We start from the raw sequence: 25,594 nt of genomic DNA, 5'->3' as shown, positions 1-25,594 counted from the left end.
CGTTGCGTAACACTGCTTGCATATTTTTGTTGAAGCGCGAGGCCACCACAGTGTAGACTAGCGCCCTTATCAAGGCTTGCTGGTCGCAATGATTACGCAAGACCTCCCGGAGAAGTGGCAGAGCTGGTTGAATGTACCTGACTCGAAATCAGGCATACGTGAAAGCGTATCGGGGGTTCGAATCCCCCCTTCTCCGCCAGTCATCTCAGGCATGAGAAATCCGTAGCTGGATTCCGATGACATTTTATTCACGCCTGTTTAATGTTCACCCATTCATTCTACTTGCTTAGAACAACCATACTACTCGACATCCAGTTGACTCATTTTTTGCTTGAAGCTGTCTACAGAAAAATCAACCGCAGCAAGACATGCAGCCATATCAAATTGATTGTCACTGATATCAATATAGCCCATTCCCCAGTCACCATATAGCCTCCCTGGCAGATCACCGCTTAGGATCTTCACGATATTTTTGTGTCGCCGATCACGCAGGATATTCGCTAGCAGCGCATCGACACTGGACGCTTCTCCTTCAAAATATTGCGTGAAATTTAAGCCATCAAACAGTAATACACCGGTAATTCCATCACGGCTGTTTGCAGCACGCGCAGTTTTAACGATCTCAGGCACCACCAATACGTCGTAGTGCTCTTGGTTTAATACGCTTGTATACAGAACAAATTTCATGGCTGTGCTCATGTTTTGAGATACTTAATGATATTCGATAAATAATTGATAAATATATATATTTAAAGCGTCATGTTTGATCTCGTCTGATCGTCGCAACAGTTCTAGCAAGCGCGCAAGACCCGTCCTGACTGATCCTACAGCCCCATGGCATCAATAACTGCCTGGTACTGCATCAAGCTCGACTACGTTGTTTAACGTATTAATCAACGATGACTTCGGTGCGAGCATAGTAGCAAACAAGCTTGGCAGTAAACCGTGCAATGGTGATCAGCGCTTCTGTTTCTCTTTTCTTCAAGCCCGCGAGATCGGTGGTAAGAGTAACAGGTCATAGAGCACACTTCCCCATATTCAGCCAGCCCCCAATAGGCGGCATGCACACCTCTTATCCGTCATTCAGCCGCTCTCAAGCCTTGTTCCTTGAGCCAACGACTATCACGCCTAGCAGCGCCATGTTAACGGGCTCACTTGCACATTCTTAACCCAGTGGAGTCTTTCAATATGTCAGAGCATACTTGTAGTCCCGGTTGTCAGCATGGCGTTACCCCAGGTAATGAAGCACACATCAAAGAAGAGTTTCACGAGGCAAGGAGGTCTTTTTTAAAAGATGCCTTTGCCGTCGGCAGCACCACTGCCGCGCTTGGCGCGATGGGGATTACCATGTCGTCAAACGCCTTTGCCCAGAGTCCCAAGGTCGGTACGGGCCGCGCCAATCATTTTTATGTCCCTGCCAATGACAAAACGGTCCATTGGGGATTTTTCAGTAAATCCCTCAAACCGTTAATTGAGGTCGAGTCTGGGGACTATGTGACCCTGGAAACCCTGACCCACCATGCCAATGATGATGCCGAACGGATGGTGAGAGGCGATGCGGGCGCAGAAAGTGTGTTTTACTGGGATAGCAAACGCAAAGGAGTAGACCGTCGCGGGATAGGCGCCATGAATGCCAAAGTGGGCGCAGGGGGTGGCTTAGGTGTCCATATTTGTACCGGGCCGATTGCAGTTAAGGGCGCTGAGCCGGGTGATATTCTGGAAGTCCGCATTGTGGATGTCACTCCCAGACCTAGCGCTAACCCCTTGTACAAGGGCAAGGCCTTTGGCAGTAATGCTGCCGCCTGGTGGGGATTTCATTACGGTGACACGATAGAGGAGCCGAAAAAACGTGAAGTGATCACCATTTATGAAGTCGATGCGACCGGCGAAAGAAACTATGCGTCCGCAGTGTATAACTTCCGCTGGACGCCACAAACCGATCCATTCGGAATTGTGCACCCCATCATTGACTACCCAGGCGTCCCGGTCGACCATAAAACCATCAAAGAAAATCATAATGTACTGAAAAACGTCCGTATCCCTATCCGTCCGCACTTCGGTACTATGGGGGTCGCGCCAAGTGAAGCTGACATGGTCAACTCGATTCCTCCCAACTACACCGGCGGCAACATAGATAACTGGCGCATTGGTAAAGGCGCCACGCTCTACTACCCGGTATCGGTGTCAGGCGGCTTATTTTCGGTCGGCGATCCGCATGCGTCACAAGGCGATTCCGAGCTGTGTGGCACGGCCATCGAGTGTTCTCTGACCGGCACTTTTCAGCTGATTTTGCATAAAAAAGCCAGCCTGCCCGGCACGGCACTGGAAAGCCTGAAATATCCACTGCTGGAAACGCAAGATGAATGGCTGCTTCATGGATTCAGTTATCCAAACTACCTGGCGGACTTGGGGCCAGATGCGCAGAATAGTATTTTTGCCAAATCCTCGGTCGATTTAGCCTTGCGCGATGCCTACCGCAAAATGCGCGATTTCTTGATGACTACCCAAGGATTGAGTGAAGACGAGGCGATCTCACTGATGTCAATTGCGGTTGACTTTGGCATTACGCAGGTGGTGGATGGCAACTGGGGCGTGCATGCGTTGGTGAAAAAAAGCATTTTCCCGCCGCGCAAAAATTGATCATGCGCCAGAGCATCAGCCTGATAAATTGCTAATGGAAAGGCAACGCGCCTCTCCGTTAGCAAATCTATTTAAGAAGATGGAAGCGTTCTTGAGAAAAGCAGGATTGATCAAAGCCGCATGCAAGGCATGCAGTGACTAGATTAAAGCGCGAATCTCGGGCAAATTGCGCCACCAGCCATACACGTCCATGCCGCAGCCAAATACGTAGCGGTTTGGCACCACCAACCCGACCACATCGGCTTGCAATGGCTTTTGCAAGCCATTGTCTTTTTCAGTCAGCACCGCGGTGAGCACGTGGCGCGCACCTGCCGCATGGCAAAAGCGCACCACTTCTGCCAAGGTAATCCCCTCATCCAGAATATCGTCCACAATCACCACGGTTTGGTCACGCAGGTCTAACTCGGGCTGCTTGCTCCAGACAATTTCATGGCCAGCGGTGCCGTGATAGCGATTGGCTTGCAAGTAGTCTATTCGTGCAGGCAGATTGAGTCGCGCCATTAATTGACCGGCCAGATAAAGGCCGCCACGCATCACGCAAAGCAACACGATGCTTTCGCTAGCAAGGTCTTGCATGCGCTGCTGCAACTGTAACGCAACGCGCTCCATGGCGGCGTTGACCTCTTCTGCGGTAAATACCACCTGCGACTGCGCCAGCCAGTGCGCCGGCGGTTGATCCTGCGGTGCAACCATGCGCGTTAGAGGCTCAGGGTTTTCAGATACGCTCTGAAGCTGTCGGCGATTTCGGGATGTTTGAGACCCAACTCAACGTTGGCCTGCATAAAGCCGAGTTTGCTGCCGCAATCATAGCGTTTGCCCTTGTAGCGGTACGCCATGACTTTCTCGTACTGCATCAAGGCAGAAATACCGTCTGTCAGCTGAATTTCGCCGCCTTTGCCTGGCTTGACGTGCTCCAGGCACTCAAAAATGCGTGGGCTCAATACATAACGACCGACCACGGCCAGGTTGGAAGGCGCTTCTTCCGGTTTTGGTTTTTCTACCATGCCTTTCACTTCGAGCAAGTCATCGGTTTTTGCCACGGCATCCACCACGCCATAGCTGCTGGTTTCTTCCGGTGCAACCGTTTCAATGCCCAAAATGGAGCATTGCTGCTCTTCATACATGTCTACCATTTGTTTGGTGATGGATACATCACCAACCAGCAAATCGTCCGCAAGTAAGACTGAAAATGGCTCATCCCCGACCACAGGCTTGGCGCAAAGCACGGCATGGCCCAGGCCCAATGCTTGTGACTGGCGGATAAAGACGCAGCTGACGCCTTTGGGCAGAATGCTGTGCACAATATCCAGCAGTTTTTGCTTGCCAGCCGCCTCGAGTTCGGCTTCCAGTTCATAGGCCTTGTCAAAATGATCCGCAATCGAACGTTTATTGCGACCAGTGATAAAAATTAACTCGGTTGCGCCAGCGGCAATCGCCTCTTCGGCTGCATATTGAATCAGCGGCTTATCGACGACAGGCAGCATTTCCTTAGGGCTAGCCTTGGTCGCTGGCAAAAATCGGGTCCCTAGCCCTGCCACCGGGAAGACTGCTTTTGTAATTTTTTTCATGGTCGTATCCTAATAAATAAAAATAGTTATAACAAAAGAATAAAGGTGTGACTCAAATTTTTAATATAGATTTCAACTTTAAGCAAAGAACAGTCCCTGCCAGCAATGCCGTCACCGCATTGGCGATAATCACCGGCCAATCTCCGATCAAGAGACCATAAATCAGCCATAACACCACGCCAGAAGTGAAAATGGTGTACATCGGCAACGAGATGCCGCTTAAATCCCTGGTACGCCATGATTGCAAAACTTGTGGGATAAAGGCTAACGTGGTGCACACGGCAGCGATTGATCCAATACAGGTGTTTACTATGCTCATTTCAAATCTTCTACTTCGGCACCAAAGGCCTGTAACTTGAGTTTTTTGAGTTGATCCCTGAATTGGGCCGCCTTTTCAAACTCAAGGTTTTTGGCCGCGTCATGCATGGCTTTTTCAATGCGCTTGATTTCCTTGGTCAGCATTTTTTCGCTCATGCTTTCATAGCTGGCCTGTTCCTGCGCAGCCTTGCGTTCACGCTGAGCCTCATCCTTGTCATAAACGCCATCAATGATGTCTTTAATGCGCTTGGTGACGCCTTTGGGCGTAATGCCATGCTCCGCGTTAAACGCCAATTGAATCTTGCGGCGACGGTCCCCTTCATCCATCGCCAGCTTCATGCTGCGTGTGATGCTATTGGCATAAAAAATGACGCGCCCATTCAAATTACGCGCCGCACGGCCCGCTGTTTGAATCAATGAACGCTCAGAGCGCAAAAAGCCCTCTTTATCGGCATCCAGCACGGCCACCAGCGACACCTCGGGGATGTCCAAGCCCTCACGTAGCAGGTTAATGCCGACCAGCACATCAAACTCACCCAGGCGCAAGTCACGGATGATCTCCACGCGTTCCACCGTATCAATATCGCTATGCAAATAGCGGACCTTGACGCCATGTTCGCTCAGGTAATCCGTCAGGTCTTCAGCCATGCGCTTGGTCAGGGTTGTTGCTAGCACGCGTTCGCCCACGGCGACACAGCGTTTGATCTCGCCGAGCAGATCATCTACCTGAGTATCGGCAGGTTTGACAGTAATTTCAGGGTCTACCAGTCCGGTTGGCCGAGCAATCATTTCCACCACTTGCTGCTGATGCTCTTTTTCGTAATTGGCAGGCGTGGCCGAGACAAATACGCATTGCCGCATAATACGCTCAAACTCTTCAAATTTGAGCGGACGATTATCCATAGCCGAAGGCAGGCGCCAGCCATAATCCACCAGGTTAGCCTTGCGTGAGCGATCGCCCAGATACATACCGCCAATTTGCGGCACGGTCACATGACTCTCATCTATGATCATCAGCGCTTCAGCGGGCAGGTAATCAATCAAGGTCGGCGGCGGGTCGCCGGGGTTACGGCCCGTCAAATGACGGCTGTAGTTTTCAATGCCTTTGCAAAAGCCGATTTCGTTAAGCATTTCGAGGTCAAAACGCGTGCGTTGCTCAATACGCTGCGCTTCTACCAGTTTGTTTTCACTCAGGAAAAAACTGACGCGCTGACGCAGTTCTTCCTTGATGGTTTCCATGGCGCGTACCGTCGCCTCACGCGCGGTTACATAATGGCTGGACGGGAAAATACGGAAATTGTGTATCTTGTTAAAAATCTGGCCTGTCAGCGGATCAAACAACTGAATGGTATCAATCTCGTCATCAAACAGACTGATTCTAACCGCCGTTTCACTGTTCTCTGAAGGGAACACGTCAATAATGTCGCCCCGGACACGGAAGCAGCCCCGGCTAAAGTCAAAGTCGTTGCGGTCATACTGCATGGCAATCAGGTGCGCAACAATGTCTTTTTGTGCAATCTTTTTACCCTGATGAATATGCAACACCATGCCATGGTACTCACCGGGATCACCAATACCGTAAATGGCCGAAACAGTGGCCACAATCACGGCATCTTCGCGCTCAAGCAAGGCTTTGGTCGCTGACAAACGCATCTGCTCAATGTGTTCGTTGATGCTGGAGTCTTTTTCGATAAACAAGTCGCGCGAAGGCACGTAGGCTTCCGGCTGGTAATAATCGTAATAGCTGACGAAATACTCGACGGCATTATTGGGGAAAAACTCGCGGAACTCGCTATAAAGCTGTGCAGCCAAGGTTTTATTCGGTGCCATGACAATCGCCGGTTTGCCGGTGCGCGCAATCACGTTCGCCATGGTGTAGGTCTTGCCAGAGCCTGTCACCCCCAGCAAGGTTTGAAACTTGAGGCCGTCATGAATCCCTTGCGTCAATTTTTCAATTGCCTGTGGTTGATCCCCAGCCGGCGGAAAGGGCTGGTGTAATTCATATTTACTACCGGGGAAAGTGACGATCACAACAACAGTCTGTGCATGGGATAAATAATATAGATTCTATTTTAACTGCTTTTGCGCAGGCAGGCATATGATTTACAATTTTCTCAACTACTTTGCGCCTGAACTTTTATCGCAAGCACCAGTCAGTTAAACCACAATGAATCATATTCTTTTGGGGGTCGCGTGAAATTCCTTTTAATAGCCATTCTGGCACTCGGTACACCAGCGGCGCAAGCCTACAATCAGCAAGCCCTGATGGAAGCTTACTTTGGCGTGGTCATGATCCGCGGCTATAACCAGGAAGGTGGCATGGCCTATGGTTCCGGCGTGGTGGTCAGCGACAATTCAGTGGTCACCAATTGCCATGTCTTGCGCGCAACCAAACAGCCCTGGGTCTCGCGTGGCGAAGACAGCTACCCAATCACCAGCGTACGCGCAGATGCCTGGCATGATTTGTGTCTGGTGACCACTAGCAATATGCCCTTCAAGCCAGTCCCGCGTGGCAATAGCCTTGCCTTGAGTCGCGGCCAGGAAATCACCGCGATTGGACACTCAAATGGTGTGCCTGCACCGATCACCTCTATTGGTGAAATTCAGGGCTTGTATCCCACGCCTGCCGGCAATATGATCCGCAGCAGCGCCAAGTTCCTCATGGGAGCCAGCGGCAGCGGCTTGTTTGACATGGATGGCAAACTGGTGGGCATCAATACCTTTAAAACGGCAGGCAATGGTGGCAGCATTCACTTTGCATTACCCGTCGAGTGGCTGGAGACCCTGGAGAAAATGCCAGCCAGTAACGTCTTTCCAGTCTCAGGCAAAGCATTGTGGGAGGAAGACGAAGACAAAAAACCCTACTATATGCGTGCTGCCGTGCCCGAATCCCGTCAAGATTGGCCCGCACTGGCGCAAGTCAGCCAGCTTTGGACCCAGCAAGAAACAAGTAGTCCAGATGCCTGGTTTAGTCTGGGGCTGGCAGAAATGTCACTCAAGCACTTTGATGTCGCCGCCTCCGCCTTTAGCCAAGCCGTCAAACTGGACAAACAGTTTGTTGAGGCCTGGTTTAGACGCGGTGAAATGGCCCAGAAACTGGGCGACCAGCACACCGTGCATGAGATTGAGGGCCAGCTGCAACAAATAGATCCCACCCTGGTGCCGGTCTACCAGGCTTATCTCGGCTGCGGCAAACAATGTTAAATCTTCCTGTCATCATTTTCGCATCACCGCCCCGCCCGGGACGATCAGCTTAAAACCACTGGCGCGCCTCGCGCGCGCCTTTCACTTCCCTATCAGCTTGTTTTTGCGTAAAATATTGCGTTTTTCATTTTTTTGCAGGCTGCATATGCAGCCTGCTTATTAAGCATACGACCCAACAAGGAAGTGATCTTGAACCAAGCTGCTGCCAACGTGCTGTCCGCACGCGTGTTATCCATTAAAGAATCGCCCACCCTGGCCATTACAGCCAAAGCGGCCAAATACAAATCTGAGGGCCGTCCTATCATAGGCCTGGCGGCAGGCGAACCTGATTTTGACACGCCACAACATATTAAAGATGCAGCCAAGGCAGCGATTGACGCCGGGTACACCAAATACACCCCTGTGAGCGGGATTCCCGCCCTCAAAAAAGCCATCGTCAACAAATTCAAAAACGAAAATGGCTTTGATTACGCAGTCAATGAGGTAATTGTTGGCGTCGGTGGCAAGCAAACCATTTTCAACCTGTGCCTGGCGGTCTTAAACCCAGGCGACGAAGTCATCGTGCCTGCCCCCTACTGGGTCAGCTATGCCGACATTGCCATGGTCGCAGAGGCAAAACCGGTGATTATCGAATGCGGGATTGAGCAAGGCTTTAAACTACTGCCCGCGCAACTCGAAGCAGCAATCAACAGCAAAACCAAACTGGTGATGTTTAACTCACCTTCCAACCCAACCGGCGCAGTCTATAGCCTGGACGAGCTCAAGGCGCTGGGCGAGGTGCTGCTCAAACATCCACATGTGCTGGTCGCAACTGATGACATGTATGAACACGTCAACCTGACCGGCGAAAAATTCCACAACATCCTCAATGCCGCGCCAGGCCTCAAAGACCGCTGCATTGTGCTCAATGGGGTGTCCAAAGCTTACTCCATGACCGGCTGGCGTATCGGTTATGCCGCAGGCCCGGCCTACATCATCAAGGCGATGGAAATTCTGCAAAGCCAGTCTACCAGCAACCCGACCTCGATTTCGCAATATGCGGCCGAGGCAGCATTAAGTGGTTCTCAGGACTGCATCAAGCCCATGGTCGCGGCCTTCCGCGAACGCCATAAATATGTGGTTAACCGTTTTAATGCAATGCCAGGCTTGAGCTGCCTGATGGCGGGCGGTGCGTTCTACGCCTTCCCGGATGCACGCCAAGCCATTGCCAACCTGCACCAGGCTGGCAAAATCAAGGAAACCACCGATATGGCGCTGGCAGAATACCTGCTTGAAGAGCACAATGTCGCCGTGGTCCCAGGCTCTGCGTTTGGCGCAGAAGGCTACTTCCGCATCTCGTTTGCCACCAGCATGGAAAACTTACGCGAAGCATTAGACCGCATCGAGCACGCACTTAAGGTTTAACAAGATCGTCCCAAATAGACTCACCAAAAAGCGCCTGCGGGCGCTTTTTGCTTTTGCATCGCAACACCTGTCACAAAATCAGTGTAGCGCTCAAAACAAGCGTATCAGCCTAAAACTCCATAGTTTTTCTGCGCTTTGCGCAGGGTTCAAGGTCGAGACTGCCATACCCATCTGCAAGGTATAACGCTCGCTCGCATCGAAATGTACTTGTGGCGTCAATCGGTAACGCCAAGTACCGCCGCGGCTGATTTCCTGATTTATTTCCATGCCCAAGGTCACGCGCGTCGATGCATCATAAAACACCGAGTGATTAAGCAAATAGCCAGCCCTGGCACGCCGATTGACATCCTGTACACGCAGTCCCAGCATACTCAGCGACGACCATGGCTCAGTCCATCGTTTGGCGACAATATAGGTTGCATCGACAGAAACAGTTTTACTATGTTTATGCATATCAACAAAAGCCTGCCAACCGGTGGCCATGCCTCGCGCAGAGGAAACCTGCAGCGTCTGCTGAATGGCCAATTTATAGCGTTCGTGCCGCGTATTCTCGATAGGCAATTCCAACTCCACCCCAATGTCGTCCGCCAGGCCATATTCAAGCTCAGGCGCCCAGCTGACATCCCCAGTCGCCGCACTCACATCCACCAGCGCATTTACCTCCAGATCGCCCTGCTTCACCCCCAACGGTCGCACCAGATCATAGACCATAGGCTCAGGCACTCTCAACACACGGTCACTATGTGCAGCATCCGACTCAAGAAACAGCGCTTCTTCAGAAGCCTCCGAAACAAAGGCGCTGGTTAACAGCCACACATAAGCACAAACAACAGCACAGACATTCACAATTACATTTATGCAAATATAAAAACCACATCATACCAAGCAAGCGACCAACGCTCCAAGTGATTCCTCCTCACACAGGTTATTCTTGTTTGACATGCGCAGGAAAGCCTTTGGAAGCAAACAGCAATGATCAGGCGTTTGCAAAATAAACAAAGAGAGAGATAAAGAATGCATCAGGATAAGGTGATCCGATATTGCGAAGCGCTAGGCAATGCTGCAGAAAAGCAAAAAGGCCTCGCATCTCTGCAAGGCCTTTTTCTATTTGGCTCCTCAACCTGGGCTCGAACCAGGGACCTACGGATTAACAGTCCGGCGCTCTACCGACTGAGCTATTGAGGAATCGGTACGTCGTTTGAAGGCGCTATATTACTGAGACCACGCCCCTTGGTCAACCACTTTTTGCGAAATATTTTATATTTTTTTGGCCACAGGCCAGCCACCTGCAAAATGCCACTCACGCTGCAAATTTTCGGCAAATTTTTGTAATATTCAGCTTGTCCAAGCTTGACAGACTTAGGCATGTAAGGTTATGAGGATATAATATTTCCAGGAGAATAAAGATGCATAGCATGGTGGCAAAAATTTCACACCTGGATGGTCAGGTCGAGGCAGTCAACGCAATGGGCCAGCACCGGCCACTGATCGCCGGCGACTGGTTACGCGAGGGTGAGCGTATTGTGGCGCATGATGGCGCTCAGGTTTCGCTGGAGACTGCGACTGGTGAACGCTTGCAGGTGCAAGGTCTGCAAACCATGACACTGAGCGCGCAATTGACGGCGGATTATCTGCCGCATGCCAGTGATGATGCGATTGATGCACAATTGTTGCAACATGTCCTCTCCTCATTACAGGCGGGCGATACCGAACTGGATATTTCTACCCTCTTACAATCACCGCTGGAGTTTGCCGCTTTTGCGGCCCCAGCGGATCATCCGCCACAAGCGGATGCCTTGCATATCGCTGACTTGATCCCTGAACAAGCCGCCGCTGAACATGGTCCATCCAGTTTAGCGCCTAACGATAGTGTCGCGTTGATGGTTGCCACCGCATTGCCTAGCGAGATCGCGCTGCAGCAGCAACTATTAAAAGACATGGATCAGCACTAATCTTGTGAGTGATGTCTGCTAAAAGCCTTGCATTGTTGCAAGGCTTTTTACTTATGCGGGCCTGCGCTCTTACCAACAAGTCATCAAACGGCGTCTCTTTGTCAGGCAAACGCCGAGGATAGATTTTTTTACTTGCAGACGGCCCTGTGGCAAACTTAATGGGCGTAGACAAGGTCTATATTGTTGATTTCCGCAACAGCAGGCGATATCCCTCTCCGGCGGCGGGAAGGTAAGGTGGTAGAAAGATCAATATGTCTGATTTGGCACTGACGCTGGCGCGTATCCAGTTTGGTTTTACGATTTCGTTTCACATCATCTTCCCGGCCATCACCATAGGTTTGGCCAGTTACCTGGCAGTCCTCGAAGCACGCTGGCTCATGACCAAACAAAGCGTGTATCTGGATCTCTACCACTTCTGGATTAAAGTGTTCTCGCTATGTTTTGGCATGGGCGTGGTATCTGGCCTGGTGATGGCCTACCAGTTTGGCACCAACTGGGCTGGCTTCTCCAATGTCGCCGGCGGCGTGACCGGTCCTTTACTGGCTTATGAAGTGCTTACCGCCTTCTTCCTTGAGGCGGGTTTTCTCGGCGTGATGCTGTTTGGCTGGAACAAGGTCGGGCCAGGCCTGCACTTTCTGTCAACCTTGATGGTCGCGGTTGGCACCTTGATCTCTGCCACCTGGATTCTGGCTTCGAATAGCTGGATGCAAACGCCACAGGGCTTTGAGTTAATCGCCGGTAAAGTAGTGCCGGTGGACTGGTGGCAGATCATATTCAACCCCTCATTCCCTTACCGGCTCATGCACATGGTCATCGGTGCCTATCTGGCCACAGCCTTGCTGGTGGTGGCGACAGCGGCCTGGCACTTGCTCAAGCAACGGGATCACGCCAGCATCCGTAAAATGTTGTCCATGGGGTTATGGCTGATTCTGCTGATTGCGCCCTTGCAAGTGTTTATTGGCGATATGCATGGCTTGAATACCCTCAAATACCAACCCGCCAAAATCGCCGCGATTGAAGCGCACTGGGAGAACAAAGGCAATGAACCGACGCCGCTGATTCTGTTTGCCTGGCCAGACATGCAACAGGAAAAGAATCATTTTGTCCTTGAAATCCCGGTGCTTGGCAGCCTGATTTTGCGTCACTCATTGACCGAGCAGATTCCTGCACTCAAGCAATTCGCCCCTCAGGATCGGCCCAATGCCACCATTATTTTCTGGACCTTCCGCGTGATGGTGGCACTGGGCTTGCTCATGATCTTGCTGGCATTCTCCTCCGTGTGGCTACGCTTGAAACTACAACTGTATCAACAGCCGCTGTTCCTCAAGTTTGCAGTGGCCATGGGGCCTGCAGGCATTATTGCCATCCTGGCAGGCTGGTTCACCACCGAAATCGGCCGCCAGCCCTGGGTAGTGTATGGCGTGTTGCGAACTGCAGAGGCGGTGACGCCGCACCCTGCCAGCGAGGTGGCACTGACCTTGGGCCTGTTTGTCATCATTTACCTGTTAGTGTTTGGCATGGGCACGCGCTTCATGCTCCGGCTGCTCAAAGCAGGCCCCAGTACCGGGGAGGCCCTGCACGGCGACGCCATTTCACCGCAGCTTGACCACGCCACTGCGTTTACGCTGGCCCCTGAGTTTCACCCGGAGACTAAGACGCCCAACCTCGCTTCGGCACCGTCAGCAAAGCACCAGGCTGGCGATCAAGCTGACGATCAATCAAAGGATCAATAAATGGACTTGTCTCTCATATGGGCTGCGATCATTCTGTTTGGCATCATGATGTACATCATCATGGATGGCTTTGATCTTGGCATAGGCATTCTTTATCCCTTTTTTAAAGACAAAAGCGACCGTGACCTCATGATGAACACGGTGGCCCCGGTGTGGGATGGCAATGAAACCTGGCTGGTGTTGGGGGGTGCCGGCTTGCTCGCCGCCTTCCCCTTAGCCTATTCGGTAATTTTGAGTGCGTTTGCGCTACCTTTGCTGCTGATGCTGATGGCACTGATCTTTAGAGGGGTGGCGTTTGAATTCAGGTTTCGCGCCAAGGACAGCGAAAGGCACTTCTGGGACAAGGCATTTACCGGCGGATCGGTTGCGGCGACCTTCTTTCAGGGCATGACGCTAGGGGCTTACCTGCAAGGAATCCCCATGGCAAACCAGGCCTATGCGGGTGGCTCACTCGACTGGATTTCACCGTTTTCGCTGTTTACCGGCCTTGGGCTGCTGGTCACCTATGCCCTGCTCGGCAGCACCTGGCTGATCATGAAAACCGATGGCGCGCTACAGGCCAGCTGTTACCGCCTGTCAAAACACATCGCCACCGCCTTGTTTGCCATCATTGTCATCATCAGCGTGTGGACGCCATGGATGGATAGCCGCATTGCTGAGCGCTGGTTCAGCATGCCGAATCTGTTATGGCTGTCTCCCGTGCCGTTACTGGTGGGATTGTGTTTTTACCGCTTGCAGCGAGCCCTGAGCCAGCACGCTGAAACCCGCCCATTCCTTTACACCCTGGCACTGGTTCTGCTGGGCTATGCCGGGCTGGGCATCAGCATCTGGCCTAACATCATTCCGCCCGACTTGCCGATACAAGCTGCTGCAGCGCCGCATATCAGCCAGATGTTTGCATTGATAGGCGCACTGGTGATCATCCCGATTATTTTAATTTACACCGCCTGGGGCTACTATATTTTCAGGGGCAAGGTGAATAGAGATGAGCACTACCATTAAGCACACAACAGGGACAAAGTCTGTTCAGGCAGACACCCCACGCCCCAACTGGCGCAAGCGTGTAGGCTGGCTATGCCTGATCTGGCTCGCCAGCATTGCGGCATTGGGCGTAGTCAGTTTATTGCTGCGCTTTTGCATGCGCCTGGCAGGCCTGCATACTTAAGAATCTCATCAAAACAGGCGCGCCTCCTCTGCTGAATACGTCGGCTTGCGCACACCCGGCCGCGCATCGCTCAGAAAATCCTTCTTGCCCCGTCCCTACTCCTTTCACCATGGCAAAAAGGATGAGACAACAGGGATTTCAAAGCGCGTATGCGGTGACAAATTGTGTGCATCAAACCGCCCTTAGAGACAATTCCTGTCATCAGTCCCTCTTATGAGTGTCTAGGGCACGGAATTTTTCTTGCCTGATCAAATCCAATCCCATTACTATGCTTGTATCCAGCCTGTTGAAAAACTGACAATCCGCTGCCTGCAACCCCCTGTATGACGACCCAGCAACCGACAAAATGGCGACGCTTGCGTGCCTGCCCAGCCTGTGACATGGTCAGTGCCATTCCGGTACTGCGGCCGGGTCAGCACGCCAGTTGCCCGCGCTGTGGACACGTGCTGGCACGACGCTACCTGCATCCGGTGCAACGCAGCATTGCGCTGGCGGCAAGCGCGCTCATCACGCTATTGATTGCGGTCGCGTTCCCGTTTATCCGCGTCGATGCCGGCGGGCTGGATAACCAGATCGCCCTGTCACAAACCGCCTCCACCTTGTTGCAATCGCATCAACCCATTGTGGCTTTTATTGTAGCGTGCACGGCAATTGTGCTGCCCGGCTTGTACCTGACCGGGGTGATTGCCATGCAGGCCAATGTATTGCGCACGGTGCCCAAAGCCTACAGCGATGTGATTGCACGCCTGTTTTCACAACTGCACCCATGGATGATGGCGGATGTTTTTATCGTCGCCGCGCTGATCAGCCTGGTGAAGCTGACCGGCATGGCCGATGTGCATCTGGGCGCCTCGTTCTGGGCGTATTGCGTGTTTGCGCTACTCTTGCTGATGACGACACGCTCGGTGGATATAGACTGGCTGTGGTACCGGCTGGCAGGCGAACCGGAAACCCCGGAAGATATCCGTTGCGGCATCACCGCCGCCGAGCAGCATGTCACTGGCTGCCGGACTTGTGGGCTGATCAACCACCTGGCTAGTCATCCTGATAACGAAGGCCATCATGCCAGCTGCATCCGTTGCGGCACGCTCTTGCATGCGCGCAAGCCGCACAGCCTGCAGTTCACCTGGGCGCTGTTGCTCACCGCCATCATTTTATATATCCCGGCCAATGCCTACCCGATGATGATTACCACCGCGCTGGGGCAAAGCCATGCAGCCACCATTATCGGCGGCATGATGGAGCTCTGGCAGCATGGCTCGCAACCGATTGCGGTCGTAATTTTTGTCGCCAGTGTACTGGTGCCCATCCTCAAAATGCTGGTGTTAATCCTGCTATCGTGGCTGGTCAAACACCCAGGGCCACTCAATGCCCTGCAAAAAACCCGGCTCTATCATCTAACCGAGTTTGTCGGCCGCTGGTCCATGGTGGATGTGTTTGTGGTCGCCATCATGGTGGCACTGATCCAGTCCGGCAACCTGATGTCGGTATTGCCCGGCCCCGCCGCGCTGGCCTTTTGCGCCGTGGTGATTACCACCATGCTGGCCGCAATGGCGTTTGATCCGCGCCTGTTATGGGATACTCAAGGAAAACAACATGACTGATACGTCTGATGACAATTTATTGGCCCGGGTAGGCAAGCAGGCCAGGGTTTCACCGATCTGGATCGTGCCCATTGTCGCGTTGCTGATAGGCTGCTGGCTCATCTATGACAACTATACGCGTGCTGGCAAGCAAATCACGCTCTCAATGTCCAACGCCGAAGGCATAGAAGCCGGCAAAACCAAAATCAAGGTGCATAGCGTCGATATCGGTCTGGTCGAGCAAGTCAAACTGTCCGAAGACCTCGGGCATATTCAGGTCATCGCCCGTATTGCGCCAGATGCGCAACCGCTGCTGGTCAAAGATACGCAATTATGGGTAGTCAAACCCCGAATCGGCCTCGAAGGCATCAGCGGCCTCAATACCGTGATCTCGGGCGCCTATATCCAGTTGCAACCGGGCAAGGGCCATGAAGAAACAGACGAATTTACCGTGCTCGACCAGCCACCGATTTCACTGAACGGCGCCGGCGGCGTGCATATTAATTTGATCGGTACCGTCGGCAACGCCTTGCGCATTGGTGACCCGGTCACCTATCAGGGCCTGCGCGTGGGCCGGGTGGCAAGCGCCACCTTTGACCCCAAGCAACGCAAAATGCAGCATGAGTTGTTTATCGAACAGCCCTACGATGTGTTGATCACTGAAAACACGCGCTTCTGGACTGCAGTTGGCATAGACCTCAAGCTGGACTCCGAAGGCTTCAAGGCCAGCATCCCCACCGTGGAGTCGTTGATTGCGGGCGGGGTAAGCTTTGGCCATGCCGACAACCGGCCCATGGGTAAACCGGTGCCGTCCGAAACCACCTTTGAGCTGTATGCCAATGAAGAAGCTGCCCGCCAGCAAACCTACGACCAATATCTGGAATATGTGCTGCTGGTGGATGATACGGTGCGCGGACTCTCCAGTGGCGCGCCGGTCGAGTTCCGCGGCTTGCGTGTAGGCACGGTGATGCAAGTACCGTGGAAATTCAACTCGCCCGCGCGCAAACAGGACTTCAACTATGCGATTCCGGTGCTGATTCATCTCGAACCTGGCCGTCTGGCAGACAGTGGCAAGGCGGACCTCAACGAGTGGAAATCGCGCCTCGGCATCATGCTCAAAAACGGCCTGCATGCTACGCTCAAATCTGGCAACCTGCTGACAGGCTCATTGTTTGTCGACTTAAACATGGACAAGCACGCACGCAAAGTCAACTACAAAGCGCAAACCTTTGAAGGCTTGCCTGTGTTGCCGACTAGCGCGACCAGCCTGGCACAGATCGAACAGAAACTGTCTGATCTGCTGGATAAACTGAATAAGCTCAATGTGGAGCCAGTATTAAGCGGCCTCGATAAAAACCTGCAACAATCCGAGCAAACCTTGCGGGAGATTCGTGCGCTGAGCCAGCAAGTGAACCAGTTTGTGGCACAACCAGAGTTCCAGCAAATGCCGGCCAACCTGAACCAGACCATGCAAGAACTGCGCACCACCATCAAAGGCCTGTCGCCCGACTCACCGGCTTACCAGGAGCTGAGCAGCACCCTGCAACGGCTGGAAAAGGTCTTGCGCGAAGTCCAGCCGCTGGTGCGTACGCTAAATGAGCAGCCCAATGCCATCCTGTTTGACCGCAAACCCGGTAACGACCCGCTGCCACTGGCACCGGCAACTCCATAAGGACAGTTTTCATGCATATGCCTTTTTCTTTCTTGCGTACGACAGTTTGCCTGCTCTGCAGCCTGTCGCTGACCGCTTGCCTTGGCAACCGCCCGCCAGTCAATACCCAGCGCTACAGCCTGCCAGAAGTCAGTCTGCCAAATACCACCACACCCCCTACGCGCATCCTTATTCTGGGCAATCTGGTGCTGGCCGATGCGCTGGACAGCGACCGTATTCTGATCCAGCTCGATGACATCACCATTCAGCCCACGCGCGACCATTTATGGAGCGCTTCGCTGTCTGAAGAACTACGGCAAGGCCTGCGCAGCCGACTCGCCCAACGCCTGCCTGACACCCTGGTCACCGATGCCTTGCCCGGCACCAAACTGCAAGCCAGCCGCCTGCAATTGCGCATAGATCAGTTTCAAGGACATATGCGTGGCGAAGCGATCATGAGCGGCCAATGGCAATGGCTGTCCGCCGATCAACGCCCGCTCAAAATCCAGCCGTTTCAATTTACCACCCCGCTCACAGAAAACGGTTACCCTGCGCTGGTCCGCGCACTGGGGCAAGACTTGGACAAATTATCTGACCAGATCGCCAGCCAGATCAAAGCAATGCCAAGCCAACCCTGAAACATGATTTGTACCCCACGCCCTTACACTCAAACAGCGCGCCAGACAAGCGCGCTGTTAGCCTCAAACGCATCGCCCGCAACCACACCTTCGTTAGTAATTCTTTGCGTTTCTTAATCCATTTCCCCACAAGAGAGACAGGAACTTTTCAGGTAAACTGGCTTGTTAGATTTACTCTTGATGGATAACAGTCTTGCAACGCTTTCTCCTCTGTGCCCTGATGCTGCTCTTGACCTGGCTGCCCACGCAAGCCCAGGCAGACGCACAATTGTCGGGCACAACCTGCATGAGCAGCGAAGGCGAAATCGTAGGTAATATTCCGCTGCAAGGCGGCCGCTTTGTGTGTCAGGGCGTGCTCAAAATCACGCAGGCCGGTCAGTATGTGATTGACTTTAAAAACACCTCTACCCTGGCCCAGTTCCAGCACGAAATTTCTGATGGTCACCACACCATGCATGTGCTGTCAGGCGGACTCAGTAGCGAGCATACCGACCAGCTTCTGCTCAGGCATGGCCGCCTCGTAGCACTGCAGCCGGGGACCTACCGGCTCATTACCTGGCTGCAATCACCTTATTATCTGGCGCAACCAGAAGTGTTTGTGACTGACCTCGCCAGCCACCAGCAACAAACCAATGTCAGCACTGCCGTGAGCCTGTTGCTGCTCGGCATTTTGCTGGGGATTTTCAGTTACTACATGGCCATCGGCATCATGCCCGGCCACGTCACCGAGCGCATGTATGCCTTGTTTATTCTGGGCAACCTGATTTTTCAAAGCGCGGTGCTCGGCCTGTTCAAGCAATTGTTTGACTGGCACTGGTTCTACCTGACCAGCCTGCCTATCCTGTTTTCCAATCTCGCTTATATCAGCTTTGTCTGTCATTTACTCGGCATCAGCCCGTTTCGCCATAGCCGGCTTTATCAGGTTTCGATTGCGGCCAGGCTGACGCTACTGGCACTCATGGTGTTCGCCATGATCTACCCCAACTGGATGCTGGAAATGGACAGGCTGGGCGTGGCCATTTTCCTGGTCTTTGGACTGGTGTGTGGCATCCGTTTGAGCTTGCAAGGTCAGCGCGTGGCCCAGTTATACCTGCTGGCCATTTCCATTTTTGGCGTGCTAGGTGGTTTGACGATTACCGCAGATCGCCTCACCTCAAACGCCTGGACCGTAGAGCAACTCGGCCTCATCGCAGTGACCGTGGAAGCCGTCGCGCTGTCACTGCTGGTGGCATACCAGATCAACCGTCTGCACAAAGAAAAAGAACACATGCTGGCCGAGCTCGAATCCACGCGCTCGCTGGCCATGACAGACCGCCTGACTGGCGTGCCCAACCGACATGCGTTAGAGAATCAAATGCTGCATTTCCCCGAGCATGGTTGCCTGATGTTCCTCGATATCGACAACCTCAAGCATGTCAACGACCAATATGGCCACGAGGCCGGGGATCAGCTGCTCAAGAGTTTTAGCCGCATCCTGACGAACAAGCTGGATACGCATGGCAAGCTTTACCGCCTGGGGGGCGATGAATTTGCAATCGTCTGCCATGAGGATGATGTGGAATGGTGCCAGCACCAGTTGGAATACACGCACTTGCACCTGCAAAAAGAAGGCATCGTTGGCGCGGGCACCAGCGTAGGCATCGTGTTTGCCCACGAAGCCACAGACACCGAATCGCTGATGCGCATCGCTGACAAACGCATGTATGCCGATAAGCGCGCACGCAAAAATCGCAAAGAAATGGTCCAGGTCTTTACGCACTAAGCCTGCGCAACAAAGCGCCGTTGTTTTTTTTGCGACGTCATTGACACAGATGCAGCCTTGAACGCCAATGCGCGCCCTGATACATGCCATCCGCGCCTAAATCCGTTACACTCTATTCTGCACGCGCGCTATGCTAAGCCTGCACCGTCCGTGACTTTAATCTTGATGGTTCAAACCAAAAGAAGTCCTCGCGCAACGACCCCATTGATCTTGCCTTATGGCGCGCTGCCCACCATAAGAGAAACTAATGCCATTACTGACATCGCTACTGATTCTGATCGTCACCGCCCGCCTGCTCGGGCAAGTGTTCAGTCGCTTTAGCCAACCCGCCATTATTGGCGAAATGTTGGCCGGGGTGTTGCTTGGACCCAGCCTGCTCAATCTGATCACGCCCAGCCCAGCGCTGTCTGGCATCTCTGAGTTTGCCGTGTTCTTAATCGTGCTGTCGGCCGGGCTAGAGATGAACTTCAAGGAGGTCATAGACTCCATGCGCGGCAAAGGCGCAGTCATTGCGCTGCTGGGCTTTTTGCTGCCACTCACGGGCGGCATTCTGGTCGGGGTCGGCTTTGGTCTCGATGTCAGCCGTACGGTATTTCTGGGCCTGTGTGTCTCGATTACAGCGCTGCCGGTCACCGTAAGCATTCTGCAAAGCTTCAAACTGCTGGATTCCACCATCGCACGCTATTCAGTCGCTACGGCGATTTTTAATGATATCGCCGCGCTGCTGGTGTTAGGGGTGATTCTCAACTTGCCCGAACAAAAATCCTATCAGGCCGTGGCCGCTGCCACGTTTAACGCGAGCTGGAAGCTGATTTTGCTCATGACGCTGATTGTCAGCATTAGTGTGCTGATCAAGCAGGTCATTCAAAGAGGCATTCTTATCGACCAACTGTCAGAAAAGCTGGTCACCATCATCGGCAACGAGGCCCTGTTCGGCTTGCTGCTCCTATTGGTACTCGTATTTGGTTCAGTCAGTGCCGCGCTCGGGTTTCACTTTATCATCGGCGCCTTCTTTGGTGCCCTGCTCATAGACCGCACCTTCTTTTCACCCGAACGCTACAAAGAACTAGAGCTCACCTTAAGCTCCATCACGGGCGGCTTTCTGGCCCCGGTATTTTTTGCCTATCTCGGGCTGGAATTCAAAATCCAGGTCATAGATTCAGTCTGGTTTGTCGCTGTGGTGCTAGTGGTGTCGATTGTGACTAAAATTCTGGCCGGTTGGCTGGGGGGTCGCCTCATCGGCCTGAGCAAAAGCGATGCACTGGGCATCGGCTTTATCCTCAATGGCCGCGGCGTGATGGAACTGGTCATCGCCAGCATCGCCTACGAACGCGGCTTTATCGGGCAGGACTTGTTCTCAGTGCTGGTGTTGATGGGCGTGGTAACAACACTGATCACGCCGCTCATGTTCCGCAAATGGGTGATGCCAAAACTCCCCAAGACAACGAATACAAGTAATCCTTAATCAATAACAAGGTTCACAAGTCTTTATCATCGCCTGCGCGAGCTGGTAGCCGCTCATCCATGCGCCTTCTACCTTGCCGCCATTGAGCCAGTCGCCACACATACCCAGTTGCTGGGCGGCATCCCAGGCAAAGCCCTGGTGCAGATAATTGGCACAATCTGCATAGCGCCAGCGGTGCACACTGTGTTCCATGGGCGCTTCACCACCCAAGGCTTGGAATGCCGCCAGCAACGCCACCGCAACCTCCTCTGGTGCACGCTCAATATTGGCCTCGGACCATTCAGCGCTGGCATGTAACACCCAGACCTCTTTGACCGCACTGCCCTCAGGCACACGCCCCGGCTTGCTACTGTCTCTTGCCACCCAACTCAGCGGTCCCGCATTCACAAACAAGCCATCAAACGGCAAATCCAGCGTATGCGCATAGCGCCCCATCAAGGCCCAGCAACCGCGCATTTTTACACTGGCCGCCAGCGCCTGCATCTCCAGATTAAAGCCTAGCAGCGCCTGTGCCTGCGGTGCCGGAATCGCCAGCACAACCTTGTCAAACACCTGCGGATACGCGCCGTGCTCTTTGCTGTGCACGCGCCATTTACCCTCGGCAAAGGTAATCTGCTGCACCGTCTGCTCCAGCTCCACGGTTAAAGACTGCGCCATCTGCCGCGCCGGTCGCGTATTGCGTGGCACACCAACATAACGCTGCTTTTCAGACTGTTTGGCGCGTAAACTCACCTCATTCGCCTCATGAAAGCGCCCTTGCCACTCAGCTACCACGCCCGCCTGCAACCACTTTTGCACCTGTGTCACAAACGGCTGCTGGCTTACCGTAAAATACTGTGCGCCATGGTCACACTGCCAGCCCTCGCCCAATCGCGTAGACACGCGCCCCGAAGGCCCACGGCTCTTTTCAAACACCGTCACCAGATAACCGGCCTGTTGCAACGCCTGGCTGCAAGACAAGCCCGCCATCCCCGCACCAATCACCGCAATATTTTTCACGCCACCCACCCCTGTTTCCACACTGCGCGGTCTTGCAACGCATGCCAGTCAATCACCTGCACGCGCCCAGTCATGACCGCTTCTAACTCAACGGTTTCAATCACTTGCGTCTCCTCGTCACCCATCTTCTCATCGCTTACGATGAGCTTGGTCACCATAAAGTGTTTTTCTTTATTCACGGGCTTTACCGCTGTCCACTTAGAATGTAACAGCTTTTTAGGATTAAGCCGCAATGGTTTTGTTTGCATGATCGTGTGACAACGTAAATCCAACAATTTATCCACTATTTAGAGAGATTTCTAACGCATGCTAACCGTTGCAAGCCCCCCCCGAACTCGGGATTGACCAGCCTCACTGACCAGCATAGTCTCCAAAAGATTAAAAAAATCATTTAAATACCATTTGAGAGGAGTCAGGCATGCATCAAAAAGGCATATTCAAACTATTCTGTCAGGGCTTAGTGTTATCTTTATTCACTATCGCTTTGCCAGCCAAGGCAGTCGTATACTCAGTATTTGGCAATATTGAGTTTGTCGCAAACGGATCAAACGTCAGCCTGCTGACAGGTCAAACCATCCGCGACGCACTCACCAACCAGTATGCCGGGTTTACCGTCGATGTTGATACCACAGTGGCAGACACCAACCCTGCCGTAAATCAAATCGAACTGCGCAACGCAGTGACCTCCACCGCAGTCATCGGCAACACCAGCCTTGCCTTGAGCAACAACCCGTGCCTTACTCTTGACATTGACTGCCGTGTCACCTCAACCAAAGACGGATTTAACGCCAACTTTGATACACAACTCATCAGCAGCCAACTGCACAGCACCGCTGCACTCGGCCTGAATGGAACCCTCAGCTTTTTTATTAATACCAGCGGGCAAGATTTATTCGTGTTTGCACGGCAAAAAGTCATAGACCCATTTGATGGCAATACAACCGTCAATTTCTCGGTGTTTTACAATGAAGGGGGCAGTGGCTTTGGCTCGCAACGTGTGAATTTTCAACTGGCTAACATCACAGCAACACCTGTGCCAGAGCCTGAAACTTATGCCATGCTTGGCTTGGGCCTATTGGTCTGTGCAATGATCAGTCGACGCAAACGGACGCAGCGTTAACCCTCATGTGCTGATAATACCCCCCTTAAAAGGAGTATTCAGCGTGCCAACTCGCCCCATGTTTTTTACATGGGGTTTATTTTTTAAATGGTATCGATAGTGCCCACATTAGGTTGATTGTCTTTTTCGTTTATTTCGTTTAATCTAATACTATATCAAATTTGATTAAGAGACATTCAAAATGAACACACTACAAAATGTGGTGCATTTACCCTCTAAGCCAGAAATTGAAGCCGCCAAGCACTCCAGCCGCATGCTCAGCAAATACGCTGATGCTGACCGTGTGCAACTGACTTTGCGCGCTAACAATGGTGTGGCAGAGGACATTGTATTACCTGGCCAGGTCATGCAGATGTTGCTGGATATCGTCTCTGAAATGGCCAAAGGCAACGCCATCAGCCTAGTGCCAATTCATCATGAACTCAGCACACAAGAAGCAGCCAATCTGCTCAATGTCAGCCGCCCGCATTTAGTCACCCTGCTAGAAAAAGGTGCCCTGCCGCATCGCAAAGTCGGCGCACACAGAAGAGTATTAGCCAGTGATGTGTTGGCTTATAAAGAAGCATTACTTGCCCAACGGAATACAGCATTAGATGGACTTACCGAGCTCTCTCAAGAATTAGGGATGGGATACTAAACAGATGGCACGCTTTGCCGTCTTGTTTGACGCTTGCGTGCTCTACCCAGCGCCACTACGCGATAGTTTAATGCGTCTGGCAAACTGTGATTTATTTAAAGCCTATTGGACAGATGCAATCCACGAAGAGTGGATAAATGCGCTTGTGCGCGATGGAAAGTACCCACGTGAAACCCTTGAGCGCGTGCGCGACCTGATGGATGGCCACGTGCCAGATGCAAAAGTAGAAGGCTATGAATGCTTGATTGAAGGCTTAACGCTGCCTGATCCAGATGACCGCCACGTGCTGGCCGCAGCCATCAAATGCAAAGCCGATGCGATCGTAACCTTTAACCAAAAAGACTTTCCTGCAGAAGACTTAAAAGCTTTTCAGATAGAAATCATTCATCCGGATGATTTTATTTACTACCAGATAGACATGGCACCCGCCATTTGCTGCAAGGCATTTAGAGACCAACGAAACGCGTTGAAAAAGCCACCGATGGCTGTTGAAGAGTTTTTAACCTGCTTGCAAAAACAACAATTACCGCAAACCGTTTCATTGCTTAAGCAGTATTCTGAGTTGATTTAAATACGTGCTCGGCCACTCTGCCCACAATTATTCAAAGGGCTGTAAGTAGGTAATGTTTTTATTTTTTAAAATCGGAATAATTCATGCAAATAGTGCCTGCTACAACACTCCTTGAAATCTCAAAAGACTTTGTTGATCATAGGTCCAGACGAGAACAAAGCTGGTACTGGTACTCGGAAGAGGATCACGGAGGAGCAATCCCATTTGCTGTACAAAGCTTGTATCGTGGGCAAAATAAACGTTACTTGCCAATGTTACCTTCTATTGCCCGGGGAATGATCTCTCAAAACACTGGAGAATTATGGAAATACGCTATTTCTGATCAAGCTAGAATTGTACTTAGACTTGCTCAATCGTGGTGGTTTTCCCGAGAGCTTAATCATCATCCAATTACATCCCATGCGGCTAATCAAAAACTAAAACTTGATCGAATTGCACTTGCACAACATTATGGGATTCCAACTGGATACCTTGATCTTACAGATGACTTCAATGTCAGCGCTTTTTTCGCCACTTGCTATGAAACTAAAAGTGGCTGGCAACCAGTCACTTCAGGAATGGGAGTCATCTATAGAGTAAACCCCTTAGAGATTAGCAATTACTTTCCTTTAGGCCCTCAGGCTTTACCAAGACCAACAGAACAATGTGCTTGGGTTACAGAGCTTCCGTTTTGCCACGCTTTTGATGATTGGCCTAATGTGAGAATGATGAACTTTAATCATGAAAAACATATCGGCGAATACTTTCTTGAGATGTTTTCTGGAGGTGAGAAATTATTTCCGCCTGACCCACTAGCTGACGTTGCTTTGGAAATTCTTGCTTGTCGAGAAATTCCTGGCGATCTTATTGAAAAAGCATTGGAGTCATTCGCAAAAGACCCTCATGGCATTAGGATAGGACATTTAAAAACAATACGTAAAGAACTGACGAAGATAACGACATTAAACAACTATAGAAGATTACTGACGGACGAGAAGGTATCTTCACTTATTTCAGATACTGAATGGCGTTTAAAAATGCTGCAACCTGTCACAGCCAGAGCTCGCACTATTCGTCGAGTACCAATCCAATAGAAGACAATAGTTTTTAAACCTCTTGTGATTTATGGCTACATCACCATATAAGTCGAAACACTTAGTATCACCAACAATCATCCGCGTTAAAATACCGCCACACTCGTTTTA

Annotated in this window: 24 protein-coding genes and 2 tRNA genes; 17 read left to right on the top strand and 9 right to left on the bottom strand. The window is 52.0% G+C overall.

The window, feature by feature from the left end:
• Positions 1-108: 108 nt before the first annotated feature.
• A tRNA-Ser gene (locus ACT53D_RS02995) sits at positions 109-199 on the top strand.
• Between the two features lie 101 nt (positions 200-300).
• On the opposite strand, the gene ACT53D_RS02990 is transcribed toward ACT53D_RS02995, so the two are convergent.
• The gene (locus ACT53D_RS02990; protein WP_476154416.1) at positions 301-687 is read right to left on the bottom strand and encodes a BLUF domain-containing protein; all 387 of its coding nucleotides are present in this window, start codon (positions 685-687) and stop codon (positions 301-303) included.
• 501 nt (positions 688-1,188) lie between these two features.
• On the opposite strand from ACT53D_RS02990, the gene ACT53D_RS02985 reads away from it, so the two are divergent.
• Positions 1,189-2,640, top strand: coding sequence for an acetamidase/formamidase family protein (locus ACT53D_RS02985; RefSeq protein ID WP_338654453.1), 1,452 nt, complete (start codon positions 1,189-1,191; stop codon positions 2,638-2,640).
• A 138-nt stretch (positions 2,641-2,778) separates the two neighbouring features.
• Here ACT53D_RS02985 and ACT53D_RS02980 read toward each other — a convergent pair whose 3' ends face one another.
• Genes ACT53D_RS02980 through uvrB form a run of 4 tightly spaced genes read right to left on the bottom strand, consistent with a single transcriptional unit; the run spans position 2,779 to position 6,557 of the window.
• Positions 2,779-3,333 (bottom strand): hypoxanthine-guanine phosphoribosyltransferase, encoded by a 555-nt coding sequence (locus ACT53D_RS02980; RefSeq protein WP_194747893.1) that lies wholly within the window; start codon positions 3,331-3,333, stop codon positions 2,779-2,781.
• 5 nt (positions 3,334-3,338) lie between these two features.
• Positions 3,339-4,208 (bottom strand): UTP--glucose-1-phosphate uridylyltransferase GalU, encoded by an 870-nt coding sequence (galU, locus tag ACT53D_RS02975; RefSeq protein WP_194747895.1) that lies wholly within the window; start codon positions 4,206-4,208, stop codon positions 3,339-3,341.
• A gap of 52 nt (positions 4,209-4,260) precedes the next feature.
• Positions 4,261-4,527 carry a SemiSWEET transporter gene (locus ACT53D_RS02970; RefSeq protein WP_313987966.1) on the bottom strand — a complete coding sequence of 89 codons (267 nt, stop codon included), beginning with the start codon at positions 4,525-4,527 and terminating at the stop codon, positions 4,261-4,263.
• Positions 4,524-6,557: an excinuclease ABC subunit UvrB gene (gene uvrB, locus ACT53D_RS02965; protein ID WP_476154413.1), complete on the bottom strand. Its 2,034-nt coding sequence runs from the start codon at positions 6,555-6,557 to the stop codon at positions 4,524-4,526. Before uvrB ends, ACT53D_RS02970 begins: the two co-directional genes overlap by 4 nt.
• A 162-nt stretch (positions 6,558-6,719) precedes the next feature.
• Between uvrB and ACT53D_RS02960 the strand changes: the two genes are divergently transcribed.
• Positions 6,720-7,730 (top strand): trypsin-like peptidase domain-containing protein, encoded by a 1,011-nt coding sequence (locus ACT53D_RS02960; RefSeq protein ID WP_194747900.1) that lies wholly within the window; start codon positions 6,720-6,722, stop codon positions 7,728-7,730.
• 189 nt (positions 7,731-7,919) lie between these two features.
• Positions 7,920-9,134 (top strand): pyridoxal phosphate-dependent aminotransferase, encoded by a 1,215-nt coding sequence (locus ACT53D_RS02955; RefSeq protein WP_476154411.1) that lies wholly within the window; start codon positions 7,920-7,922, stop codon positions 9,132-9,134.
• 90 nt (positions 9,135-9,224) lie between these two features.
• Here ACT53D_RS02955 and ACT53D_RS02950 read toward each other — a convergent pair whose 3' ends face one another.
• Positions 9,225-9,950 carry a hypothetical protein gene (locus ACT53D_RS02950; RefSeq protein ID WP_476154409.1) on the bottom strand — a complete coding sequence of 242 codons (726 nt, stop codon included), beginning with the start codon at positions 9,948-9,950 and terminating at the stop codon, positions 9,225-9,227.
• 293 nt (positions 9,951-10,243) lie between these two features.
• A tRNA-Asn gene (locus tag ACT53D_RS02945) sits at positions 10,244-10,319 on the bottom strand.
• A 221-nt stretch (positions 10,320-10,540) separates the two neighbouring features.
• On the opposite strand from ACT53D_RS02945, the gene ACT53D_RS02940 reads away from it, so the two are divergent.
• The 9 genes from ACT53D_RS02940 (at position 10,541) to ACT53D_RS02900 (ending at position 21,083) form a co-directional block, all read left to right on the top strand.
• Entirely contained in the window at positions 10,541-11,086 is a 546-nt protein-coding gene (locus ACT53D_RS02940; RefSeq protein ID WP_476154407.1) for a hypothetical protein, read from the top strand.
• Between the two features lie 251 nt (positions 11,087-11,337).
• The gene (locus ACT53D_RS02935; RefSeq protein WP_476154405.1) at positions 11,338-12,819 is read left to right on the top strand and encodes a cytochrome ubiquinol oxidase subunit I; all 1,482 of its coding nucleotides are present in this window, start codon (positions 11,338-11,340) and stop codon (positions 12,817-12,819) included.
• A complete protein-coding gene (gene cydB, locus ACT53D_RS02930) occupies positions 12,820-13,821 on the top strand; it encodes a cytochrome d ubiquinol oxidase subunit II (RefSeq protein WP_476154403.1) in 1,002 nt (333 codons plus the stop codon). It abuts the gene before it with no gap.
• Positions 13,805-13,984: a DUF2474 domain-containing protein gene (locus ACT53D_RS02925; RefSeq protein ID WP_194747917.1), complete on the top strand. Its 180-nt coding sequence runs from the start codon at positions 13,805-13,807 to the stop codon at positions 13,982-13,984. Before cydB ends, ACT53D_RS02925 begins: the two co-directional genes overlap by 17 nt.
• A gap of 323 nt (positions 13,985-14,307) precedes the next feature.
• A complete protein-coding gene (locus tag ACT53D_RS02920) occupies positions 14,308-15,588 on the top strand; it encodes a PqiA/YebS family transporter subunit (protein WP_476154401.1) in 1,281 nt (426 codons plus the stop codon).
• Positions 15,581-17,239, top strand: a complete 1,659-nt coding sequence (gene pqiB / locus ACT53D_RS02915; RefSeq protein WP_476154399.1) for an intermembrane transport protein PqiB — start codon at positions 15,581-15,583, stop codon at positions 17,237-17,239. Before ACT53D_RS02920 ends, pqiB begins: the two co-directional genes overlap by 8 nt.
• 11 nt (positions 17,240-17,250) lie before the next feature.
• Positions 17,251-17,856 (top strand): PqiC family protein, encoded by a 606-nt coding sequence (locus ACT53D_RS02910; RefSeq protein WP_275355572.1) that lies wholly within the window; start codon positions 17,251-17,253, stop codon positions 17,854-17,856.
• Between the two features lie 193 nt (positions 17,857-18,049).
• A complete protein-coding gene (locus ACT53D_RS02905; RefSeq protein WP_228518744.1) occupies positions 18,050-19,618 on the top strand; it encodes a GGDEF domain-containing protein in 1,569 nt (522 codons plus the stop codon).
• 247 nt (positions 19,619-19,865) lie between these two features.
• Positions 19,866-21,083: a cation:proton antiporter gene (locus ACT53D_RS02900; protein WP_194747922.1), complete on the top strand. Its 1,218-nt coding sequence runs from the start codon at positions 19,866-19,868 to the stop codon at positions 21,081-21,083.
• On the opposite strand, the gene ACT53D_RS02895 is transcribed toward ACT53D_RS02900, so the two are convergent.
• Positions 21,084-22,082: an NAD(P)/FAD-dependent oxidoreductase gene (locus ACT53D_RS02895; protein ID WP_476154396.1), complete on the bottom strand. Its 999-nt coding sequence runs from the start codon at positions 22,080-22,082 to the stop codon at positions 21,084-21,086.
• Entirely contained in the window at positions 22,079-22,261 is a 183-nt protein-coding gene (locus ACT53D_RS02890) for a TIGR02450 family Trp-rich protein (RefSeq protein ID WP_313988036.1), read from the bottom strand. The genes ACT53D_RS02895 and ACT53D_RS02890 overlap by 4 nt, the downstream gene beginning before the upstream one ends.
• A 239-nt stretch (positions 22,262-22,500) precedes the next feature.
• On the opposite strand from ACT53D_RS02890, the gene ACT53D_RS02885 reads away from it, so the two are divergent.
• The 4 genes from ACT53D_RS02885 (at position 22,501) to ACT53D_RS02870 (ending at position 25,483) form a co-directional block, all read left to right on the top strand.
• Positions 22,501-23,202: a PEP-CTERM sorting domain-containing protein gene (locus tag ACT53D_RS02885; protein ID WP_476154394.1), complete on the top strand. Its 702-nt coding sequence runs from the start codon at positions 22,501-22,503 to the stop codon at positions 23,200-23,202.
• A gap of 181 nt (positions 23,203-23,383) precedes the next feature.
• Entirely contained in the window at positions 23,384-23,839 is a 456-nt protein-coding gene (locus tag ACT53D_RS02880) for a helix-turn-helix domain-containing protein (RefSeq protein ID WP_379075800.1), read from the top strand.
• A gap of 4 nt (positions 23,840-23,843) precedes the next feature.
• Positions 23,844-24,410 (top strand): PIN domain-containing protein, encoded by a 567-nt coding sequence (locus tag ACT53D_RS02875; RefSeq protein ID WP_379075797.1) that lies wholly within the window; start codon positions 23,844-23,846, stop codon positions 24,408-24,410.
• Between the two features lie 83 nt (positions 24,411-24,493).
• On the top strand, positions 24,494-25,483 hold the full coding sequence (locus tag ACT53D_RS02870) for an FRG domain-containing protein (RefSeq protein ID WP_379075794.1): 990 nt from the start codon (positions 24,494-24,496) through the stop codon (positions 25,481-25,483).
• Positions 25,484-25,594 lie beyond the last annotated feature (111 nt).

This window comes from Methylophilus sp. DMC16, from assembly GCF_056314045.1.
Note: the sequence above shows the minus strand (reverse complement) of the source record. Positions and strands in the feature narration are given on the sequence as shown.

Coding starts and splice junctions, on each gene's coding strand:
- ACT53D_RS02990 (WP_476154416.1), bottom strand. CDS start 687: ATGAAATTTGTTCTGTATACAAGCGTATTAAACCAAGAGCACTACGAC.
- ACT53D_RS02985 (WP_338654453.1), top strand. CDS start 1,189: ATGTCAGAGCATACTTGTAGTCCCGGTTGTCAGCATGGCGTTACCCCA.
- ACT53D_RS02980 (WP_194747893.1), bottom strand. CDS start 3,333: ATGGTTGCACCGCAGGATCAACCGCCGGCGCACTGGCTGGCGCAGTCG.
- galU (WP_194747895.1), bottom strand. CDS start 4,208: ATGAAAAAAATTACAAAAGCAGTCTTCCCGGTGGCAGGGCTAGGGACC.
- ACT53D_RS02970 (WP_313987966.1), bottom strand. CDS start 4,527: ATGAGCATAGTAAACACCTGTATTGGATCAATCGCTGCCGTGTGCACC.
- ACT53D_RS02940 (WP_476154407.1), top strand. CDS start 10,541: ATGCATAGCATGGTGGCAAAAATTTCACACCTGGATGGTCAGGTCGAG.
- ACT53D_RS02935 (WP_476154405.1), top strand. CDS start 11,338: ATGTCTGATTTGGCACTGACGCTGGCGCGTATCCAGTTTGGTTTTACG.
- cydB (WP_476154403.1), top strand. CDS start 12,820: ATGGACTTGTCTCTCATATGGGCTGCGATCATTCTGTTTGGCATCATG.
- ACT53D_RS02925 (WP_194747917.1), top strand. CDS start 13,805: ATGAGCACTACCATTAAGCACACAACAGGGACAAAGTCTGTTCAGGCA.
- ACT53D_RS02920 (WP_476154401.1), top strand. CDS start 14,308: ATGACGACCCAGCAACCGACAAAATGGCGACGCTTGCGTGCCTGCCCA.
- pqiB (WP_476154399.1), top strand. CDS start 15,581: ATGACTGATACGTCTGATGACAATTTATTGGCCCGGGTAGGCAAGCAG.
- ACT53D_RS02910 (WP_275355572.1), top strand. CDS start 17,251: ATGCATATGCCTTTTTCTTTCTTGCGTACGACAGTTTGCCTGCTCTGC.
- ACT53D_RS02900 (WP_194747922.1), top strand. CDS start 19,866: ATGCCATTACTGACATCGCTACTGATTCTGATCGTCACCGCCCGCCTG.
- ACT53D_RS02885 (WP_476154394.1), top strand. CDS start 22,501: ATGCATCAAAAAGGCATATTCAAACTATTCTGTCAGGGCTTAGTGTTA.
- ACT53D_RS02880 (WP_379075800.1), top strand. CDS start 23,384: ATGAACACACTACAAAATGTGGTGCATTTACCCTCTAAGCCAGAAATT.
- ACT53D_RS02875 (WP_379075797.1), top strand. CDS start 23,844: ATGGCACGCTTTGCCGTCTTGTTTGACGCTTGCGTGCTCTACCCAGCG.
- ACT53D_RS02870 (WP_379075794.1), top strand. CDS start 24,494: ATGCAAATAGTGCCTGCTACAACACTCCTTGAAATCTCAAAAGACTTT.